This window comes from Streptomyces sp. NPDC087420 (assembly GCF_044744165.1).
Lineage (GTDB): Bacteria > Actinomycetota > Actinomycetes > Streptomycetales > Streptomycetaceae > Streptomyces.
Window position 1 is genome coordinate 232557 of the sequence record NZ_JBIUXU010000008.1, and the last position, 20112, is coordinate 252668.

Below are 20112 nucleotides of genomic sequence, written 5' to 3' on the forward strand. Positions count from 1 at the left end.
TACGAGTCAGGTGGAAGGCAGCAGAGCCATGGTGGAGATCAAGACTCCCGAGCAGATCGCGAAGATGCGCGAGGCGGGGCTGGTCGTCGCCGCCATCCACGCGGCCACGGCGGAGGCCGCGGTGCCGGGCGCCACCACCAAGGACCTCGACATGGTCGCCCGCAAGGTGCTGGCCGCGCACGGCGCGAAGCCGAACTTCCTCGGGTACGGCGGGTTCCCCGCGACGATCTGCACGTCGGTCAACGAGGTCGTCGTCCATGGCATCCCCGACGAGAAGACCGTCCTCAAGGACGGGGACATCATCTCCGTCGACGCCGGCGCGATCGTGGACGGCTGGCACGGCGACGCGGCCTTCACGGCGTTCGTGGGCACCGGTCACGCTCCGGAGCTGATCGAGCTGTCCCGGGTGACCGAGGAGTCGATGTGGGCCGGCATCGCGGCGATGAAGGCCGGCAACCGCCTGGTGGACGTGTCCCGGGCGATCGAGACGTACATCCGCAGGCAGCCCAAGCCGGGCGGCGGGAAGTACGGCATCGTCGAGGACTACGGCGGCCACGGCATCGGTACGGAGATGCACATGGACCCGCACCTGCTGAACTACGTCTCCCGCAAGCGCGGCAAGGGCCCCAAGCTGGTCCCCGGCTTCTGCCTGGCCATCGAGCCCATGGTCTCGCTCGGTACGCCCCACACGGAGGTGCTGGCGGACGAGTGGACGGTCATCACGACGGACGGCACCTGGTCCTCGCACTGGGAGCACTCGATCGCCCTCACGGAGGCCGGCCCGCTGGTCCTGACGTCCCCGGACGGCGGCAGGGCGAAGCTCGCGGAGCTGGGTGTGACAGCGGCGCCGGATCCTCTGGCGTAGAGCCGGGGACCCCTGGCGCGGAGCCGGGCACGGGCGCTGTGAGGCCTTGTGCCGCTTAAGGATCTCGGGGCATGGGCAGACTGCACGGATTCGTCTTTTCGAGTGGGCTGCCGTAGACTGACGCGTCGGCTCTGGTGTACCCGTGTGTCCGCATACGGCCGCCGGAGACGATCAAGGTAGCCGATTCGAAGGGCGAAGCGTGGCCAAGAAGCAAGGTGCCATCGAAATTGAGGGCACCGTGATCGAGTCCCTCCCGAATGCGATGTTCAGGGTGGAGCTCCAGAACGGTCACAAGGTCCTCGCGCACATCAGCGGCAAGATGCGGATGCACTACATCCGAATTCTGCCCGATGACCGGGTTGTGGTGGAGCTGTCTCCGTACGACCTGACGCGTGGCCGGATCGTCTACCGATACAAGTAGATCTTGCAGTCGTCCCTGTCCAGGGGGCGTCCGCACTGACCCGGAGAACCTCAATTCCATGAAGGTCAAGCCGAGCGTCAAGAAGATCTGCGACAAGTGCAAGGTGATCCGCCGTCACGGCCGGGTCATGGTCATCTGCGACAACCTGCGCCACAAGCAGCGCCAGGGCTGACGCACGACCGCCTGCCTCTCGCAGTACTTCGCGTGACGCGAGCAACTCGTAATTACGCAGTGTCCGGCTCCTCGTAAAGAGGACCGACACCTCCGGCGGAGGCCGGGGACCCGGACCGTACGTACGCGTACGGCAGCCGGGACAGAGACTGCGGAAGACCTCCGAATCATCAGGAGCCATGAATGGCACGCCTCGCAGGCGTTGACCTCCCGCGCGAAAAGCGCGTCGAGGTCGCCCTCACCTACGTCTTCGGCATCGGGCGCACCCGGTCCAAGGAGACCCTCGCCGCCGCAGGTGTCAACCCTGACATCCGCGTCCGCGACCTTGCCGAGGAAGACCTCGTCAAGATCCGCGAATACGTGGACGCCAACCTCAAGACCGAGGGTGACCTTCGTCGCGAGATCGCCGCCGACATCCGCCGCAAGGTCGAGATCGGCTGCTACCAGGGTCTGCGTCACCGTCGTGGCCTGCCGGTGCACGGACAACGCACCAGCACGAACGCTCGTACCCGCAAGGGTCCGCGTCGCGCCATCGCCGGCAAGAAGAAGCCGGGCAAGAAGTAGTCCTCAGCGGACGCTCACCAGCGGTCTTCGCTGTAGGACCGATCACCTCCACGCAGGAGTAAATACATGCCTCCTAAGGGCCGTCAGGGCGCAGCCAAGAAGGTGCGCCGCAAGGAAAAGAAGAACGTCGCTCATGGGCACGCCCACATCAAGAGCACGTTCAACAACACGATCGTCTCGATCACGGACCCTTCGGGCAATGTGATCTCCTGGGCCTCCGCCGGTCACGTCGGCTTCAAGGGCTCGCGCAAGTCCACGCCCTTCGCCGCGCAGATGGCCGCCGAGTCGGCCGCCCGTCGCGCGCAGGAGCACGGCATGCGCAAGGTCGACGTCTTCGTGAAGGGTCCCGGCTCCGGCCGTGAGACCGCGATCCGCTCGCTCCAGGCCACCGGCCTGGAGGTGGGTTCGATCCAGGACGTCACCCCCACCCCGCACAACGGCTGCCGCCCGCCGAAGCGTCGCCGCGTCTGACTCCGTGCCCCCTCTGAGGGGGTGTGGCGCATGACTCGCGGGCGGTACTGCGCATTCGCGCCGTGCCGCCCGTACGCTTGTTCCGTTGGCATCAAATAGTGGGTGCCAAGACTGGAAGGTCAACAGAATGCTTATCGCCCAGCGCCCGTCGCTGACCGAAGAGGTCGTCGACGAATACCGCTCCCGGTTCGTGATCGAGCCGCTGGAGCCCGGTTTCGGTTACACCCTCGGAAACTCCCTCCGCCGTACGCTGCTCTCCTCGATCCCCGGTGCCGCTGTCACCAGCATCCGGGTCGACGGGGTCCTGCACGAGTTCACCACCGTGCCGGGCGTCAAGGAGGACGTGACCGACCAGATCCTCAACATCAAGCAGCTCGTCGTCTCCTCGGAGCACGACGAGCCCGTCGTGATGTACCTGCGCAAGCAGGGCCCCGGCCTGGTCACCGCCGCCGACATCGCCCCGCCGGCCGGTGTCGAGGTCCACAACCCGGACCTCGTCCTGGCGACGCTGAACGGCAAGGGCAAGCTGGAGATGGAGCTGACCGTCGAGCGCGGTCGCGGCTACGTCTCCGCCGTCCAGAACAAGCAGGTGGGCCAGGAGATCGGCCGTATTCCGGTCGACTCCATCTACTCGCCGGTGCTCAAGGTCACGTACAAGGTCGAGGCGACCCGTGTCGAGCAGCGCACCGACTTCGACAAGCTGATCGTCGACGTCGAGACCAAGCAGGCCATGCGGCCGCGTGACGCCATGGCGTCCGCCGGTAAGACGCTGGTCGAGCTGTTCGGTCTGGCGCGCGAGCTCAACATCGACGCCGAGGGCATCGACATGGGCCCGTCGCCGACGGACGCGGCGCTGGCCGCGGATCTGGCGCTGCCGATCGAGGAGCTGGAGCTCACCGTTCGGTCGTACAACTGCCTCAAGCGCGAGGGCATCCACTCCGTGGGTGAGCTCGTGGCGCGGTCCGAGGCGGACCTGCTCGACATCCGCAACTTCGGTGCGAAGTCGATCGACGAGGTCAAGGCGAAGCTGGCCGGCATGGGCCTGGCGCTCAAGGACAGCCCGCCCGGATTCGACCCGACCGCTGCCGCGGATGCCTTTGGGGCGGACGACGACGCGGACGCCGGGTTCGTGGAGACCGAGCAGTACTGAGCCCGGGGCCCCGGGGGTGAGGCTTTGTCCTCAATCGCCGGACGGGCTGGAAACAATCTTCCGCAGGGCGGCCGCCCTGGGGGAACTGACACCGGTACCTGATACGGCCGGTGCAGATATGAAGGAGTAACACCATGCCGAAGCCCGCCAAGGGTGCCCGTCTGGGCGGCAGTGCCGCGCACGAGAAGCTGCTTCTCGCGAACCTCGCGAAGTCGCTCTTCGAGCACGGCAAGATCACCACGACCGAGGCCAAGGCCCGTCGTGTCCGCCCGATCGCGGAGCGTTTCATCACCAAGGCGAAGAAGGGCGACATCCACAACCGTCGCCTGGTGCTTCAGTCGATCACGGACAAGAGCGTCGTGCACACGCTCTTCACCGAGATCGCTCCGAGGTACGAGAACCGCCCCGGTGGTTACACGCGTATCACCAAGATCGGCAACCGTCGTGGCGACAACGCACCGATGGCGGTCATCGAGCTGGTCGAGGCCCTGACCGTGGCGCAGGCCGCCACCGGTGAGGCCGAGGCGGCGACCAAGCGCGCGGTCAAGGAAGACGCCCTGAAGAAGGACGCGTCCGACGAGGCCGTCGAGGACGCCAAGCCGGTCGAGGACGCGAAGCCCGCCGAGGCGGCCGACGAGTCCAAGGACGCCTGAGCACACAGCACAGGCCGATGGCTGACGGACGGGTCCGCTCCCCACGGGAGCGGGCCCGTTCCGCATGAGGGGCTGAGGGACTGAGGGGCTTGGGAGGAACTTCGCGTGAGCGGTGACCTGGAGGCCGGGTCCGTACGGGTACGGCTGGACCTCTCGTACGACGGCAAGGACTTCTCCGGGTGGGCCAGGCAGGCCACCCGGCGGACCGTCCAGGGCGAGATCGAGGACGCGCTGCGGACCGTGACCCGCTCCTCGCGTACGTACGACCTGACCGTCGCCGGGCGCACGGACGCCGGGGTGCACGCGCGCGGGCAGGTGGCGCACGTCGACCTGCCCGAGGACGTGTGGGCCGAGCACGCGGACAAGCTGCTGCGGCGGCTCGCGGGGCGCCTGCCGCACGACATCCGGGTGTGGAAGGCCGAGGAGGCGCCGGCGGGGTTCAACGCGCGCTTCGCGGCGGTCTACCGGCGGTACGCCTACCGCGTGGGCGACCACGTCGGCGGGGTCGATCCGCTGCTGCGCGGTCATGTGCTGTGGCACGACTGGCCGTTGGACGTCGACGCGATGAACGAGGCGTCGGCCGGGCTGCTCGGGGAGCACGACTTCGCCGCGTACTGCAAGCGGCGCGAGGGCGCGACGACGATCCGTACGCTCCAGAGGCTGGAGTGGGTGCGGGGCGGCGACGGGATCGTCACGGCCACCGTGCGGGCCGACGCCTTCTGCCACAACATGGTGCGCTCCCTGGTGGGCGCGCTGCTGTTCGTGGGCGACGGGCACCGGCCGCCGGAGTGGCCGGCGAAGGTCCTGGCCGCCGGGGTACGGGACTCGGCGGTCCATGTCGTACGGCCGCACGGGCTCACGCTGGAGGAAGTCGGCTACCCGGCCGACGAGTTGCTGGCGGCCCGCAGCCGCGAGGCCCGCAACAAGCGCACGCTGCCCGGCGCGCCGCCCGACAGCTGCTGCTGAGGGGGAGACTGCGCCGGTCGCAAAGGGGCGGGGCCTGTGGGCCCCGCCCCTTTGCCGTGTCAGCCGCCTGCCGTGTCAGCCGCCTGCCGTGTCAGCCGCCTGTGGTGTCAGCCGCGTGTCGTGTCAGCCCCGGCGCAGGCGGCGGCCGAGGCGGTTCAGGAGGCCCGGCGCGGGGGCCGGGACCTTCGGGGCCGGGGGCGCGGCCACGCGCAGGGCCAGGTCCCGGTGGGGATTGGTCCAGTACGGCGTGACGAGCCGGTCCGGGGTGGCCGGATGGGGGACGGGGGTCAGCTCCTCGGCGACCTCGGGGGCGCGGTACGAGCCGAGCTTGGCGGTCTTCGTCCAGCCGAGCGCGGTCAGGCGTACGTACAGGTCCCAGGCGCCGTCCCGGAGCGGGGCGCCGCCCGCGGCGGTCGCCGGGTCGAGGGAGGCGCTTCCCCCGACGGTGAGCGTGCCGTCGGTGGGGTGGACCGTGGTGTCCGTCGTGAGCCGGTACTCGGCGCCGCCCGCGCGCTCCCGCAGCACGAGGACCGCGGACGCCGCGTCGGGCGCCGCGCCGCCGGTGAGCGGTTCGCGGGCGAAGCGGGCGACCAGGTCGTCGGACAGGCCCGAGGGGACCAGCGCCGCCGGTCCCTCGGCGGGGGAGGTGGCCCCCAACGGGCCCTCCGTGGCGAGCAGTTCCGCCGTGAAGGCCGTACGGAGCGTGCCGTCGTCCTGCCAGGACACCGCGTCCAGCCGGGCCCGGCACGCCACGGACGTCTCCCAGCGGGCCAGCGCCACCAGGTCGTCGAGGCGGTTGTCGGTGACCAGGCCGACGGCGACCCGGCGCGGGGCGGTCAGGGCCGCGATCGCCGTGTCCGAGATGCCGCCGTCCAGGAAGACGTCCCGGATCGCGTCGAAGAGCGCGCGCCGGTCGTCCTCGTCCCTCTCCAGGAAACGCTTGCCGGTCAGCTGGTCCAGCAGCTCCACACGCAGCCAGCGCCGGTGCAGACGGTCCCGGGTGCCGCCCGGCTCGGTGAGGCCCTCCACGGTGCCCACGAGGGCGCGCAGCGCCCGGTAGACGTCGGCGTGCGGGACGGCGGGGGTCTCGGGCTTGGGCCCGTAGTGGTAGCAGACCTCGCCGCCGAGGACGGCGGTGCGGCCCGCGCGCAGGGACGCCTCCGCCGTGAACGCCTGCTCGCCCAGGGGGAGGCCGGCCGCCGGGAAGCGGAGGCCGTGCTCGGCGAGGAACGCGCGGTGGAAGAGCTTGTTGGCGGTCAGGCTGTCCGCCAGCGGGTCCTTCGCGAACGTGGCGCGCGGCCGGTCCCGTACGAACAGCTCACGGGGGACGGCCCGGTCCTTCCCCGCCATCCGGCCGACGACGATGTCCGCGTCGTGCTCGACGCCGTACCCGTACAGCCGCTCCAGGGCGTCGGCGGCCAGGCGGTCACCGGCCCCCATGTACAGCAGGTACTCCCCGGTGCCGTGCTCGCCGGGGCCGTCGGGCCGCGCGGCCCGGGGCACCTGGAGGACCTCGAACTCCGCCGCCGGCAGCGTCTGCGCGGTGAGGGAGTCGAGCGTGTCCTGTACGGCGGCGGGCTCCGCGCCCTCGGTGGGCACCACCACGGTGACCTTCGGCGGGCGGGGGCCGGGGGGCGTGTCCGTCGTCCGTACGGTCAGGGTCAGCCCGTCCTCCAGGGAGCCGGCGACCTCCAGGCCGCCCAGGCCTTCCAGGACGGCGGGGGCGGGCAGGACGAGGTCCGGCCCTGCCTCGGGGCGCCCGAAGCGGTTCAGGCCCGGGCCCATGAGCCGTACGTGCACCTCCCAGGCGCCTTCGTCCAGCGGCCCGCCGCCCGCCGCGCGCGCCGGGTCGACGGCGACCGTGCCGCGCACGACGGGGCGGACGAGGACGTCACCGTCCTGGTGGCCGGCCCGGGTGTCCCGTACCGGCTCCTCCTCGAAGGACACGGAGATCTCGCGCGGCAGCAGCCACACCACCGAGGTGTCCCGGTGGCGCAGGCTCACGTCCGCGCGGAAGAGCTTCAGGTCGTCCGTGAGGTCGACGGGCCCGACCAGGCCGTCCGTGAGGGAGGGGTCGAGGAAGTAGCGGTCGCCCCGGCGCAGGAGGGTCAGGGGCGTCCCCTCGCCATCCGTTGCGAACCGCGCCTCGAACCGCGTCAGCAGCCGCCCCCGCCGCCACTCCGCCGACGTCAGCCGGACGTCCGCGTCCAGCCCCGCCGCCCGCCCGGTCAGCTCCAGCAGGGCGTCCGGCCGGTCGGTGCGTACGAGGTCGGCGCGGGCCCGCTCCAGGCCGGCCAGCCCCTCGTACACCTCCTCGGTCAGGTACTCCTCCGCCACCTCGCGCAGCGCCCGGAAGAGCGCGCCGCGCTGCTCCGGCCCGTACGTGGGGAAGATCGGCTCGCTCAGGTACTTGACCATGTCCGCGCGCCAGAAGCGGCGCAGCCACTTGTCGCGCATCGGGCCCGGCCCGGTCTCGGCGCGCAGCGCGTCGAAGATCTGGCGGAGGTTGGCGCTGTAGCTGACCGGATCGAGGTGATCGGGCGTGGTGTGGCCGCCGTCCTCCCGCTCCAGGTAGTAGTAGCAGGGGTAGTCGCCGACGACGGAGACGGACGCCGCGCGGAACACGGCGGGCACCATGAACAGCAGGTCCTCGCCGACGAAGTGCCCGACGGGGAACCGGATCTCCTGCTCCCGCAGGAAGGCCGTCCGGTACATCTTGTGGACCGTCAGGCTGTCGTGCAGGGGGGCCGTCTCGAAGGTGCACGACTCCCGCGTCCTGCTCATCAGGGCGTGCGGGATGCCGCGCAGCCGGAAGTTGCTGACGACCTTGCCGATGACGATGTCGGAGCGGTTGGCGTGGCCGAGGTCGTACATCCGCCGGAGCGCCTCGTCGCCGAGCAGGTCGTCGTGGTCGATGAACTGCACGTACTCACCGCGCGCCAGCTCGATCGCGACGTTGCGGGGCTTGCCGGGCCAGCCGGAATTGGGGATCTCGGTGAAGCGGAAGTTCGGGTGCTCCGCGACGAGGGCGGCGAGCTGGGCGGGGGTGTTGTCCGTCGAGCCGTCGTCGACGAAGAGCACCTCGAATTCCCCGGGGGGCATCGTCTGCCGGAGCATCGACTCGACCAGCGGTTTGATGAGCGGCCCCGAGTTGTACGTCGGGACCACCACTGTGACTCTGACCGCCATGCGCCACGCCTCCGGCTGTTCGACCTTGGGCCCCCAGTGTGACAGCGGGGCCCGGCCGCGAGCCTGCGAGCCTTACGCGTCGGGCTGTACCGCCGCCGCGGAGGCCTGGAGGCGCCCGCGCTGGTAGATCTGGCGGAAGGTGAACTCCGAGATGTCGTCGCCGGTGGTGAAGACGTCCTTGTCGGACTTGGTGACGTCCTTGCCCGAGGTGAAGCCGCCGACCGTGAAGTACACGTACCGGCCGAACGAGTTGGTCGTCTTGCGGCAGATCACGCCGTCCCGGCAGAAGGTCGGGACCCCGCCCCCGGACAGGGAGGCGATGCCGTCCCTGGCCTCGGCCTTCGCCTTGAGTGCCTGGGACTCCTTCCCGAAGACCGCGACACCGATCGTGACGGCGACCCCGCCCTTGCTGTACGTGGCGCGGATCACCTCGTCACAGCTGTTGGAGGCGAGGATCGAGCCGAGGGAGCCCTGCGCGGAGGCCGCGCAGTTGGTCGTACGGGTGGTCGCGCCCTTCTTGTACTCGCGGCCCTCCATCGTCAGCTTCGCGCCGGGGAACAGCGTGTCCGCCGACAGCGGCGCGGTGTCCTTGTCGGCGCTGGAGACGAAGTCCTTCGGGTCCGGCGGCGGCAGCGGGGACGCCGAGGGGAAGGACGGCTCGGGATCGGTCGCCTCGCTCGGAGTCGCGGCGGCGGGCGGCACGTCCTTGGACGCCTTCCCGGCCGTGCTCGTACCGCCGTCACCGCTGTTCATGGACACGATGACGGAGGCCACGACCGCGACGACGGCGGCCGTCGCGAGACCGCCGCCGCCCAGCAGCAGCCATCGCTTACGGCGGGCACGGCCGGCGGAGGCGTCGGCGAGCGCCGCCCAGTCGGGTGTCTGGGTGCCGTACGGGTCGGGTGCGGCGTACGGGTCGGGTGTGCCGTACGGGTCGTGAGGGTTCTGGGATCCGTGCGGGCTCTGTGATCCGTAAGGATCCTGCGATCCGTAAGGATCGTGTCCTGGTGTCGGTGAACCGGGGCTGCCCCAGGAGGGTCCCCCTTGCCCAAAGCTCATGCCGGGAGTTTAAGGCCGAGCGGGGCCCCCTCGTACCGGCGTGCGGCAGAAAACGATTGGGCCTGGGCCGCCGGGGGCCCGACAATGCGGACCATGGGACATCTTGAGGCAGGGCACCTGGAGTACTACCTCCCCGACGGACGGGTGCTGCTCGGCGACGCTTCGTTCCGCGTGGGGGAGGGCGCCGTCGTCGCCCTCGTCGGGGCCAACGGCGCCGGCAAGACCACGCTGCTGCGGCTGATCGCGGGGGAGCTGCAACCGCACGGCGGGACGGTCACGGTCAGCGGCGGGCTCGGCGTCATGTCGCAGTTCGTCGGCTCGGTGCGCGACGACCGCACGGTACGTGACCTGCTGGTCTCCGTCGCCCAGCCGCGCATCCGTGAGGCGGCGCGCGCGGTGGACGAGGCCGAGCACCTGATCATGACCGTCGACGACGAGGCCGCGCAGATGCGGTACGCGCAGGCGCTGAGCGACTGGGCGGAGGCGCGGGGGTACGAGGCCGAGACGGTCTGGGACATGTGCACGATGGCGGCGCTGGGTGTCCCGTACGACAAAGCCCAGTTCCGCGGGCTGACCACGCTGTCCGGCGGTGAGCAGAAGCGGCTGGTGCTGGAGGCGCTGCTGCGCGGGCCCGACGAGGTGCTGCTCCTGGACGAGCCGGACAACTATCTGGACGTCCCCGGCAAGCGCTGGCTGGAGGAGAAGCTCAAGGAGACCCGTAAGACGGTCCTCTTCGTCTCCCACGACCGGGAGCTGCTGGCCAGGGCCGCCGAGAAGATCGTCAGTGTCGAGCCGAGCCCGGCGGGCTCGGACGTGTGGGTGCACGGTGGCGGATTCGGTACGTACCACCAGGCGCGCAAGGAGCGCTTCGCGCGCTTCGAGGAGCTGAAGCGGCGCTGGGACGAGGAGCACGCCCGGCTCAAGGCGCTGGTGTTCCGGCTGCGGCAGCAGGCGGCGATCAGCCCCGACATGGCGTCGCGCTACCGGGCGATGCAGACGCGCTTCAAGAAGTTCGAGGACGCGGGACCGCCGCCGGAGCCGCCGCGCGAGCAGGAGATCACCATGCGGCTGAAGGGCGGCCGGACCGGCGTGCGGGCGGTGACCTGCAAGAACCTGGAGCTGACCGGGTTGATGAAGCCGTTCTCGCTGGAGATCTTCTACGGCGAGCGGGTGGCGGTCCTCGGCTCGAACGGCTCGGGGAAGTCGCACTTCCTGCGGCTGCTGGCGGGGCAGGACGTCCGGCACACGGGGGAGTGGAAGCTGGGCGCGCGGGTCGTGCCGGGGCACTTCGCGCAGACGCACGCGCATCCGGAGCTGCTGGGGCGGACGCTGGTCGACATCCTGTGGACCGAGCACGCGAAGGACCGGGGCGGGGCGATGAGCGTGCTGCGGCGGTACGAGATGGAGCGGCAGGGGGACCAGCCGTTCGAGAAGCTGTCGGGCGGGCAGCAGGCGCGCTTCCAGATCCTGCTGCTGGAGTTGCGGGGGACGACGGCGCTGCTGCTGGACGAGCCGACGGACAACCTGGACCTGGAGTCGGCGGAGGCGTTGCAGGACGGGCTTGAGGTGTATGACGGGACGGTGGTGGCGGTGACGCACGACCGGTGGTTCGCTCGCGCGTTTGACCGGTACCTGGTGTTCGGCTCCGACGGGGTGGTCCGGGAGACGCCGGAGCCGGTCTGGGACGAGCGGCGCGTGGTGCGGGAGCGGTAGGAAGAACAAGCCCGTCCGGCGATTGAGGACACCGTGCGGGAGGGGCCCCAGCCCTCGTTTTGACCCGTACGGGGGCACCCGGGTATTCTGCTGGTTCGTTATGCGTATTGGCTTGGTCGTTCTCACGCGAGGGGCCCTTACGCCGGTCCACCGGGCCGATGGACAGAGGCAGGTACACGGGTTGCGTCCCCGCTGTGCCGCCATGGCTGTCGTGATCGTCCGGGTGGCCTTGTCAGGTTCCCACTCACTGAAGAAGCGAAGGCTACGACCGTGCGTACGTACAGCCCCAAGCCCGGCGATGTGACACGCCAGTGGCACGTCATCGACGCCCAGGACATCGTCTTGGGCCGTCTGGCGACCACTGCCGCCAACCTTCTGCGCGGTAAGCACAAGGCGATCTACGCCCCCCACGTTGACACCGGCGACTTCGTCGTCATCATCAACGCGGACAAGGTGCACCTGTCCGGCAACAAGCGGACCCAGAAGATGGCGTACCGCCACTCCGGTTACCCGGGTGGCCTGCGTTCCGTCCGTTATGACGAACTCCTCGCCAAGAACCCCGAGAAGGCCGTCGAGAAGGCCATCAAGGGAATGATCCCGAAGAACACCCTGGGTCGTCAGATGCTCTCGAAGCTGAAGATCTACGCGGGCGACCAGCACCCGCACGCTGCCCAGCAGCCTGTCCCGTTCGAGATCACCCAGGTCGCGCAGTAGTACCGGCCACCCCCTAAGACATAAAGAAATCTGAGGAGAATCGTGGCCGAGTCCACTGCAGAAGCCCCCGTCGAGAGCGCCGAGGGTGAGGAGACCTTCGAAGCCGTGACGACCTTCGAGTCCGAGGTCCCCGTCGAGGGTGAGTACACCACCGAGTCCCTGGCGTCCCGCTTCGGCGACCCCCAGCCGGCCGCCGGCCTGGGCCGTCGCAAGAACGCCATCGCCCGCGTCCGGATCGTTCCGGGCAGCGGCAAGTGGAAGATCAACGGTCGCACCCTTGAGGGTTACTTCCCGAACAAGGTGCACCAGCAGGAAGTGAACGACCCCTTCAAGATCCTCGAGCTCGACAACCGCTACGACGTCATCGCCCGTATCTCGGGTGGCGGCGTCTCCGGTCAGGCCGGCGCCCTGCGCCTCGGCGTGGCCCGCGCGTTGAACGAGGCGGACCAGGACAACAACCGCGCCCCGCTCAAGAAGGCCGGTTTCCTTTCGCGTGACGACCGTGCGGTCGAGCGCAAGAAGGCCGGTCTCAAGAAGGCCCGTAAGGCCCCGCAGTACAGCAAGCGCTAATCACGCTGGTTGGTCTGTCTGTCTTCGAACGCCCCGGCGGCACTCCGTGCCGCCGGGGCGTTCGTTTTCTTGAACTACTCGGGCGTATAACAGCATCAGACGCTCAGTACTTTGGGTTTTGGCGTTTTCGGAGCTTTTACGTGCGGAGCCGGGACGGTTCCGTGCGTTTTTTGGAGGGAGAGCTGTGGGACGACTCTTCGGCACGGACGGCGTGCGCGGTGTCGCCAACGCCGATCTGACGGCGGAGCTCGCGCTCGGTCTGTCGGTCGCGGCGGCACATGTGCTCGGCGAGGTGGGGGCGTTCGAGGGGCACCGTCCCACGGCGGTGGTGGGCCGCGACCCCCGCGCCTCCGGCGAATTCCTGGAGGCCGCCGTGGTGGCGGGTCTCGCGAGCGCCGGTGTGGACGTCCTGCGGGTCGGTGTGCTGCCCACCCCGGCGGTGGCGTATCTCACCGGCGTGCTGGGTGCCGACTTCGGCGTGATGCTCTCCGCGAGCCACAACGCCATGCCGGACAACGGCATCAAGTTCTTCGCGCGCGGCGGTCACAAGCTCGCCGACGAGCTGGAGGACCGTATCGAGTCGCTGTACGAGCAGCACCGTACCGGCGAGCCGTGGGAGCGCCCGACGGGTGCCGGCGTCGGCCGGATCCGCTCGTACGACGAAGGCTTCGACCGGTACGTGGCCCACCTCATCGCCGTACTGCCGAACCGGCTCGACGGCCTCAAGGTCGTCCTCGACGAGGCGCACGGCGCGGCCGCCCGGGTCTCGCCCGAGGCCTTCGCGCGCGCCGGGGCCGAGGTCATCACCATCGGCGCCGAGCCGGACGGGCTGAACATCAACGACGGGTGCGGCTCCACGCACCTGGACCTGCTCAGGGCCGCCGTGGTCGAGCACGGCGCGGACCTCGGCATCGCGCACGACGGCGACGCCGACCGCTGCCTCGCCGTGGACGCGGCGGGCGAGGAGGTCGACGGCGACCAGATCCTCGCCGTGCTGGCCCTGGCCATGCGGGAGGCCGGCACGCTGCGCGGGGACGCGGTGGTCGGCACGGTCATGTCCAACCTCGGCTTCAAGATCGCGATGGAGCGGGAGGGCATCCACCTGGTGGAGACCGCCGTCGGCGACCGGTACGTCCTGGAGTCGATGAAGGCGCACGGCTACGCGCTCGGCGGCGAGCAGTCCGGCCACGTCATCGTCCTCGACCACGCCACGACCGGCGACGGCACGCTGACCGGCTTGATGCTGGCGGCCCGCGTCTCCGCGACCGGCCGTACGCTCGCCGACCTCGCGGGCGTCATGCACCGGCTGCCGCAGGTGCTCGTGAACGTCCCGGACGTCGACAAGGCGCGCGTGCACACCTCCCCGGACCTGGCGGCCGCCGTCGCCGAGGCCGAGGCGGACCTGGGCTCCACCGGCCGGGTCCTGCTGCGCTCCTCGGGTACGGAACCGCTGGTACGGGTCATGGTCGAGGCGGCCGACATCGAGCAGGCGCGGTCGGTGGCGGGGCGGCTGGCGGACGTGGTGAAGTCGGCGCTGGGCTGAGCCGTTGCCTGGCCGTGAGGCTTCGGGGACCGGCGGCCGTCAGAGTTTGCGCAGGGACAGCCGCTGGACCTTGTGGTCCTGGCCCTTGCGCACGATCAGCGTGGCGCGCCCCCGCGTCGGCGCCACGTTCTCCAGCAGGTTGGGCCGGTTGACGGTCCGCCACATCGTGCGCGCGTAGTCCAGCGACTCCTCCTCCGACACCTGCGTGTACTTGCGGAAGTACGAGGAGGGGTCCTGGAACGCGGTCTCGCGCAGCTTGCGGAACCGGTTCAGGTACCAGCTCTCGATGTCCTCGGCGCGGGCGTCCACGTACACACTGAAGTCGAAGTAGTCGGCGAGCCCGACCCGCGTCCTGCCGTCCTTGCCGGGCAGCGCCGGCTGGAGGACGTTGATGCCCTCCACGATCAGGATGTCCGGGCGCCGTACGGTCAGCACCTCGCCCGGCACGATGTCGTAGATCAGGTGCGAGTAGACCGGCGCCGTGACCTCGTCCTCCCCCGCCTTCACGTCGGCGACGAACCGCGTCAGGGCCCGGCGGTCGTACGACTCCGGGAAGCCCTTGCGCGACATCAGCCCCCGGGCCTCCAGCTCCCTCATCGGCAGCAGGAACCCGTCGGTGGTCACGCGCTCGACGCGGGGGTGCTCGGGCCAGCGGGCGAGCAGCGCCTGGAGGAGACGCGCCACGGTGGACTTCCCGACGGCCACACTTCCGGCCACTCCTATGACAAACGGCGTGCCGCGCTGCGCGCCGTGCCCGTTGCCCGCGTCCCCGAGGAACGTGTTGAGCGCGCCGCGCAGCTCCGCCGTGGCCTTGACGTACAGATTCAGCAGCCGGGAGAGCGGCAGGTAGACGTCCCGCACCTCGTCGAGGTCGATGACGTCCCCGAGCCCCCGCAGCCGCTCGACCTCCTCGGCGGTGAGCGGCAGCGGTGTCTTGTCCCGCAGGGCGCTCCATTCGGCCCGGCTGAGATCGACATAGGGGGTGATCATTCGGCCATTGTCACGCACAGGATCACTCGGGGGCCTCCCGGGTGGCGAGCGCCTTGCGCAGGACCTTGGAGAGGGCCAGTGAGCCGCCCAGCAGGAGCCAGTGGAGGACGACGAACGCGGTGCCCGGCCTCGGCTCGACCGTCCAGGTCAGCGTGACGGCGCGCAGGCCGAAGAACAGGGTGGCCGCGTAGGCCGCCTTCACACCCAGCTTCAGGAGCGGCGTGGGGATTCGGCGCCACCCGCCGGTCCCGGTCCGGCGTGCCGCCGCTTCGGACGCCGGTCGCGGCTGGGGGATCCGGTCCGGGGCGCGGACGGGGGCCCGTACCACCGCCGACGGGGGGACAGCCGCGTCGATCGTGGCGATCCTGTCCGGGGTGAGGTCCGCGTAGAGCGTGGGCTCCACGGAGATCTGGAAGCCGTCGTGGCCGGTGAGGCGGCGGCCGCCGTCGGGGTACGCGACCATCGCGGCGCACTGGTCGTACCGGACGGTGATCATCCCGTGGGGGTTGCTGAAACCGACCCCTTCGGCCGCCACCGTCAGCACCGTGCCCTTGTCCTCGTGCGACTGGTGCCGGGTGCCGGTGAGCCGGTCGCTGTCCGCGGAGTACTGCGGCGCCTCGGTGAAGCCCGCCCAGTCGGCGCCCCGGCCGGGGACCTGGAGCAGGGCCGTGGAGTGCAGCTCGCGGGCGACGTTGCCCAGGTCGTCCACGGTGACGGCGGCCAGCTCGGCGCGGTGTTCGTCGTGGGTCGCGTTGGCGTGGTCGACCAGCAGGTTCAGCGCGTACGAGGGCAGGCTCGCGGCGTGCACGTCGGGGTGGTCGAACTGCTTGAGGACCTTGTTGCGCGCCGCGTCCAGCTCCGACTGCTCGATGCGGCCGGCCCGCAGCCGGGCGAGGACGTCGACAAAGCCGCCGACCACGGCGTCCTGCTTCTGCGGGAGCGCGTCGGCGTAGGCGGTGATGGTGGCGAAGTCCGCGTCGCGCGGGCTGTAGTGCCCGGCGGTGGCGTACGAGTAGCCGCCCTTCTGGCGCAGGTCCGCGTGCAGCGCCCGGCCCAGGATCTCGGCGAACAGCGAGGCCGCGGTGGACCGGCGGACGACACCGTCCATGACCACACCGCCGTCGTCGCCGCTGATGTACGCCGGGGTGACGGGCAGCGCGGAGGTGACGGGCGGCATCGGGTGGCGGGGCCCGGGCGGCAGGTCGAGCCGCAGCCCCTCCGGCACGGTGTCGCTGGTGATCCACAGCACCGCGTTCTCGCGGGTGAAGCGGGTCGCGGCCCACTCCCGTACCGCGTCGGCGGTCAGGTGCCAGGCCCCGAGCTCGGTGTAACTCACCAGGCCGTAGCCCTGCGCGCCGTAACGCCACAGCGGGAGCTGGTGGTTGGGGCCGTAGGAGCGGCCCGCCGCTTCCGTGCGCAGGATCTCGCGCTCGGTCTCCAGCCGCTCCAGCGGCAGGTCGCGCAGCGCGTCGCAGACACCGCTGAGGTACGTGACGACCTCGTCGGCCGTGCCGGTGGCGTGGAAGATCGTGTACGTGGTGGCGGTGGCGCCGTTGTAGTGCAGGTCGGACACACCGTGGCGGAACAGCGCGAGGTGCTCGACGAGGTGGGTGATGCCGGAGGTGGCGTACGTCTCGTCGGCGGCGCCCACGCGGAAGACCAGCCCGGCGGTGATCTCGCCGCTGCCGGCGGCCAGGAGCGTCCGGACGCCGTCGACCTCGGTGAGGCGGATGCCGGGCGTCCCGGTGGGGGCGACCGCGGTGGAGGCGGCGGTGGCCGGGGCCGGGGCCGGGGCTGCGGGAGTGTGCTGGGACATCGGATCAGCCCTTCGCCAGTGCGAGCTTGCGGTGCTTCGTGAACACGGCTTCCTGGTCGCCCAGGTACGACCACGGGCGCGGCGTCGCGTTGTCGCCGATCGCGCGGAAGTGCGGTGCGGCCAGGGCGTGTTCACCGGCCGTCGAGAACACCATCGCGAAGTGGTTGTGCGCCTCGACCGAACGGAACGTCGGACGGTGGCCGGGGTGGAGCACGGACGCGGCCGCCGCGGCGGCCAGCTCGTCCCTGACGTCCGTCCGCGTGATGTACCGCGCGTCGTCGCCCGGGTCGAGGTCCAGCCAGTGCTCGATGTGGACCTGCGCGACGACTTCGCCCGCGTTGCTCCCCGTCGGCGCGGCGGCGGCGCGCTCACGGGCGAAGTCGTGCGCGGCCTCCCAGCTCCCTCCCCACTTGGGGCACAACTGCTGGAGCAGCGAGTTCTGGGCGGCGAGGTGGTGGGGGTGGTGCTCGGCGAGCCGGTCGTAACGGCGGCGCGCCTCGCTCTGCCCGAGCTCCAGACCGCGCGCGGTGGTCAGGCGTACGGACCAGGCCAGGGCGAAGTCGGGGTGCTCGGCGCAGACGTCGATCAGGAGCTGCTCGGCCTTGCGCAGCCAGGCGTGGAACTGGCCGAACTGCTGGCGCGACACGTTCTGCGCGCGGGCCCCGCTGCGGATGTTCCAGCCGATGACCACCTGACGGTGGGCGAGGAGGGTCCGGGGGAGCGGGGCGTCGGACCCCTCGGCCTCGATCCGCTCGAACAGCTTCTCCGTGCCGGTCAGTTCGGCGAGGAGCGTGGAGGCGTACGCCCGGTCGTCCTCGTCGGTGAGACCTTCGAAGAAGCTCTCCACGGCGGGCAGGTCGCCGCCCCGGGCGGCGGTGCGCAGGGGCACGAGCGCGGGTATGGCGGCGTACGGATGGAACTGGGGGCGAGCCAACGGCTCGGCTTGAGGCATGACGGTCCTCGGTACGGGACGGGCCGGGGGTGGGCGGCGGAAGAAGGCGCGCCGCGCGTACGGCCCTGGGAACGGGGTCCACACGATGTGTGCGTGAGGTGAAGGCGCAGGTTAGCACCGGGGACTGACAGGGGGTCGGGGAGTTTCCGGGGCCAGGCCTGTGAGGGGGTGGGTACGGGTGCCCGTCGCCGGGCGCGGGTCACGTACGGTCGCGGCGCTGGCGCCAGGCGCGGGTGACGCGGGTCGTCATCCAGAGCGCGGCGAGGGTGGAGTTGACCTCCCGGAGGAGGCCGATGTCCGGGGACCACCAGGCGTAGGCCGCGGCGGGCACGAAGAGGCACAGGCCCAGAACGTGGAGGAGCCACCAGCCCCGGGGGCGGGGAAAGGCGGCACGGGGGAAGACGGCGTGGGGAGGCCTTTTGCGCGCGGGCGCGCTCCCGGCGGGCGCGCTCCCGGCGGCCGACGACGTCGCCGATGCCAAGGACTCCTTGATGCCGGTCAACAGGCCCCTGCTGACCAGGACATGGGCGTCCGGCAGCGCGGCGAGGGCCTCGGGCCGGGTGCCGAAGGATTCGGGGAGCGGGGGCAGGCCCAGCAGTCCCAGCAGCGTCCGCTGCCGGTCCGCCGGGGCGTTGGCGCCGCGCAGGAGGGCGGTGAGGGGGCGCGGGTCGGCGACGCCGTACGTCTTGGCGAGGGCCGCCGCCGTGGCCGCCGCCGTCGCCTGGTCGGGGACCGGGGCCGCTTCGTCCCACTCGTGGGCGGCCACCTTCTTGCCCTTGCGGAGGAGGGTGAAGCCGTGGCGGTCGGCGGTGCGGTGGAGGACGAGGGCCGGCCAGCGTTCGCCCGTGGTGAAGGTGTCGGCGGCGGCGGTGAGCCCCTCCTCGCCGAGGAGCCGGGCGCGCCGGCCCGGGGTGGCGTTCGCGGCCAGCTCGACGTACGACATGGCGCCGTCGGCGGCCGGTGCGATCCGCAGGGGGACCCCGCAGAGCAGCGCCGCCTCCGCGACCCTGTGCGGGGGCGCGGCGACGACGGCGAGGGAGAAGGCGGCGGAGGCGGTGGGGAGGGGGAGCGCGGGCGGGAGCGGCGGCGGTACGGGTGTCGAGAAGAATCTGATGCGCGCCGCGACCTCCATCCGTACCCCCCTGCGGAAGTCCAGGAACTCCTCCCGCGCCTCCCCGAAGTACGCCCACGGAAGCTCCGTCGCGTGCGTGCCGATCCGCCTGAACTGCTCCAGCGCCTCCGCGTGCCGCCCGGCCAGGATCAGAGTCAGGGCGAGGTGGTTGCGTACGGTCGCGGCGTCCGGATCGCCCGGCGGGTGGGCGTCCGACAGCGCCAGGGCCCGTTCCGTCGCGGCGTGGATCCGGGTGCGGGCCGGGGTGCGGGAGGCACCGGAGGGGGTGTGGAGGGTGATGGCGGGGACAGGGCGGTTACGGGGCGCGCCGAGCGCGGTGTCGGCCGTCGCGGCGGTTGTCGTGGGGTCCGCCGCCACCTCGTACTCGACCGCCGCCAGCAGCGGCAGCGCGTGCAGCTGCGAGCCGGGGAGCGCCTCCGCGGCCGCCTGTTCCGCGAAGTCGAACATCTCCTCGTGCGAGCCGTGCCACTTCTCGCACAGGTACTGGAGCGCCGCGCGGTGGCAGCCGTAGTGGTGCGGCGCGCGGGCCGTCGCCTCCGCCCAGTACGCGGCGAAGACCTCGCGCGGCGCCTGACTGCCCGTCGCGTGGGTGAGCGCGATCTGCCACGGCACGGGATCGGTGGGGTTCAGCTCGGCCGCCGTACTGATCACCGGGACCGCGTCGTCCAGCAGCGCGAAAAACGCCTGGAACTGGTCCTTGGACACATCCTGGGCGCGCGAACCGGTCCGTATCTCCCAGGCCTGCGCCACACACAGCTCGGCCTTGACCAGCACCGCGTCCGGATCCTCCGGCGCCTCGGCCAGCCAGGCGTCCAGCCAGCCGCGGTGGTGCAGGGCGTTCCTGGCCAGCTGCGGTACGAAAATACCGCGCCGCTCCCACTCCGCGCCCCGCCGGGTGGCCGCCAGCAGATCCCGCGCGGGCCCGTGGTCGCTGCCCGCCGCCGCCCGGAGCGCGTCGCGCAGATCCGGGTGGACCGGGTCGAGGACGACGGCCGTGTCCGGCGGCAGGTCCGCGCCGACGGTGGCGCCGTGGCGCAGCATCCGGGGCAGGGCGATCAGCGTACGAAGTGTCACGAAGCCCCATTCAATGCTGTGGTGTCCGCACCGGCAAAGCCGGGGTGTCCGCACCGGCAGGGCTGGGGTGTCCGCACCGACAAGCCCGGGGCATCCCCA

General features: G+C 71.1%; 18 protein-coding genes. 12 read left to right on the forward strand and 6 right to left on the reverse strand.

Annotated elements, in window-relative coordinates; all coding sequences use genetic code 11:
• The first annotated feature begins 28 nt into the window (after positions 1-28).
• The 8 genes from map to truA all read left to right on the forward strand — a co-directional run bounded on the left by map (position 29) and on the right by truA (position 5261).
• Positions 29-865: a type I methionyl aminopeptidase gene (gene map, locus ACIO1C_RS18540; RefSeq protein ID WP_401864623.1), complete on the forward strand. Its 837-nt coding sequence runs from the start codon at positions 29-31 to the stop codon at positions 863-865.
• A gap of 199 nt (positions 866-1064) precedes the next feature.
• On the forward strand, positions 1065-1286 hold the full coding sequence (infA, locus tag ACIO1C_RS18545) for a translation initiation factor IF-1 (RefSeq protein WP_014047798.1): 222 nt from the start codon (positions 1065-1067) through the stop codon (positions 1284-1286).
• Between the two features lie 58 nt (positions 1287-1344).
• A complete protein-coding gene (rpmJ, locus tag ACIO1C_RS18550; protein WP_003956441.1) occupies positions 1345-1458 on the forward strand; it encodes a 50S ribosomal protein L36 in 114 nt (37 codons plus the stop codon).
• Between the two features lie 182 nt (positions 1459-1640).
• Positions 1641-2021, forward strand: a complete 381-nt coding sequence (rpsM, locus tag ACIO1C_RS18555; RefSeq protein ID WP_161311142.1) for a 30S ribosomal protein S13 — start codon at positions 1641-1643, stop codon at positions 2019-2021.
• Between the two features lie 66 nt (positions 2022-2087).
• The gene (gene rpsK / locus ACIO1C_RS18560) at positions 2088-2492 is read left to right on the forward strand and encodes a 30S ribosomal protein S11 (RefSeq protein WP_003956432.1); all 405 of its coding nucleotides are present in this window, start codon (positions 2088-2090) and stop codon (positions 2490-2492) included.
• 127 nt (positions 2493-2619) lie between these two features.
• Complete coding sequence (locus ACIO1C_RS18565) at positions 2620-3642, forward strand: DNA-directed RNA polymerase subunit alpha (protein WP_401864625.1); 1023 nt, start codon at positions 2620-2622, stop codon at positions 3640-3642.
• A gap of 134 nt (positions 3643-3776) precedes the next feature.
• Positions 3777-4295 carry a 50S ribosomal protein L17 gene (gene rplQ, locus ACIO1C_RS18570; RefSeq protein ID WP_401864628.1) on the forward strand — a complete coding sequence of 173 codons (519 nt, stop codon included), beginning with the start codon at positions 3777-3779 and terminating at the stop codon, positions 4293-4295.
• A gap of 117 nt (positions 4296-4412) precedes the next feature.
• Positions 4413-5261: a tRNA pseudouridine(38-40) synthase TruA gene (gene truA / locus ACIO1C_RS18575; protein ID WP_401865084.1), complete on the forward strand. Its 849-nt coding sequence runs from the start codon at positions 4413-4415 to the stop codon at positions 5259-5261.
• A gap of 123 nt (positions 5262-5384) precedes the next feature.
• Here truA and ACIO1C_RS18580 read toward each other — a convergent pair whose 3' ends face one another.
• Together ACIO1C_RS18580 and ACIO1C_RS18585 are read right to left on the reverse strand one after the other, a co-directional pair.
• Complete coding sequence (locus ACIO1C_RS18580) at positions 5385-8450, reverse strand: glycosyltransferase (protein ID WP_401864631.1); 3066 nt, start codon at positions 8448-8450, stop codon at positions 5385-5387.
• Positions 8451-8522: 72 nt separating this feature from the next.
• Positions 8523-9509 (reverse strand): hypothetical protein, encoded by a 987-nt coding sequence (locus ACIO1C_RS18585; protein ID WP_401864633.1) that lies wholly within the window; start codon positions 9507-9509, stop codon positions 8523-8525.
• A 93-nt stretch (positions 9510-9602) separates the two neighbouring features.
• Between ACIO1C_RS18585 and ACIO1C_RS18590 the strand changes: the two genes are divergently transcribed.
• The 4 genes from ACIO1C_RS18590 (at position 9603) to glmM (ending at position 14049) form a co-directional block, all read left to right on the forward strand.
• Positions 9603-11222, forward strand: a complete 1620-nt coding sequence (locus ACIO1C_RS18590; RefSeq protein ID WP_401864636.1) for an ABC-F family ATP-binding cassette domain-containing protein — start codon at positions 9603-9605, stop codon at positions 11220-11222.
• A gap of 270 nt (positions 11223-11492) precedes the next feature.
• Positions 11493-11936, forward strand: a complete 444-nt coding sequence (gene rplM / locus ACIO1C_RS18595) for a 50S ribosomal protein L13 (RefSeq protein WP_161311135.1) — start codon at positions 11493-11495, stop codon at positions 11934-11936.
• A gap of 42 nt (positions 11937-11978) precedes the next feature.
• Entirely contained in the window at positions 11979-12506 is a 528-nt protein-coding gene (rpsI, locus tag ACIO1C_RS18600) for a 30S ribosomal protein S9 (protein ID WP_401864639.1), read from the forward strand.
• A 184-nt stretch (positions 12507-12690) separates the two neighbouring features.
• Positions 12691-14049 carry a phosphoglucosamine mutase gene (gene glmM / locus ACIO1C_RS18605; protein WP_401864642.1) on the forward strand — a complete coding sequence of 453 codons (1359 nt, stop codon included), beginning with the start codon at positions 12691-12693 and terminating at the stop codon, positions 14047-14049.
• A 39-nt stretch (positions 14050-14088) separates the two neighbouring features.
• Here the strand turns inward: glmM and coaA are convergent, their stop codons facing one another.
• The 4 genes from coaA to ACIO1C_RS18625 form a co-directional block, all read right to left on the reverse strand.
• Complete coding sequence (gene coaA, locus ACIO1C_RS18610; protein WP_401864644.1) at positions 14089-15039, reverse strand: type I pantothenate kinase; 951 nt, start codon at positions 15037-15039, stop codon at positions 14089-14091.
• A gap of 22 nt (positions 15040-15061) precedes the next feature.
• Entirely contained in the window at positions 15062-16855 is a 1794-nt protein-coding gene (locus ACIO1C_RS18615; RefSeq protein WP_401864646.1) for a M16 family metallopeptidase, read from the reverse strand.
• Positions 16856-16859: 4 nt separating this feature from the next.
• Positions 16860-17807 carry a hypothetical protein gene (locus ACIO1C_RS18620; RefSeq protein ID WP_401864649.1) on the reverse strand — a complete coding sequence of 316 codons (948 nt, stop codon included), beginning with the start codon at positions 17805-17807 and terminating at the stop codon, positions 16860-16862.
• A gap of 199 nt (positions 17808-18006) precedes the next feature.
• The gene (locus tag ACIO1C_RS18625) at positions 18007-20013 is read right to left on the reverse strand and encodes a hypothetical protein (RefSeq protein WP_401864652.1); all 2007 of its coding nucleotides are present in this window, start codon (positions 20011-20013) and stop codon (positions 18007-18009) included.
• Positions 20014-20112: the final 99 nt, after the last annotated feature.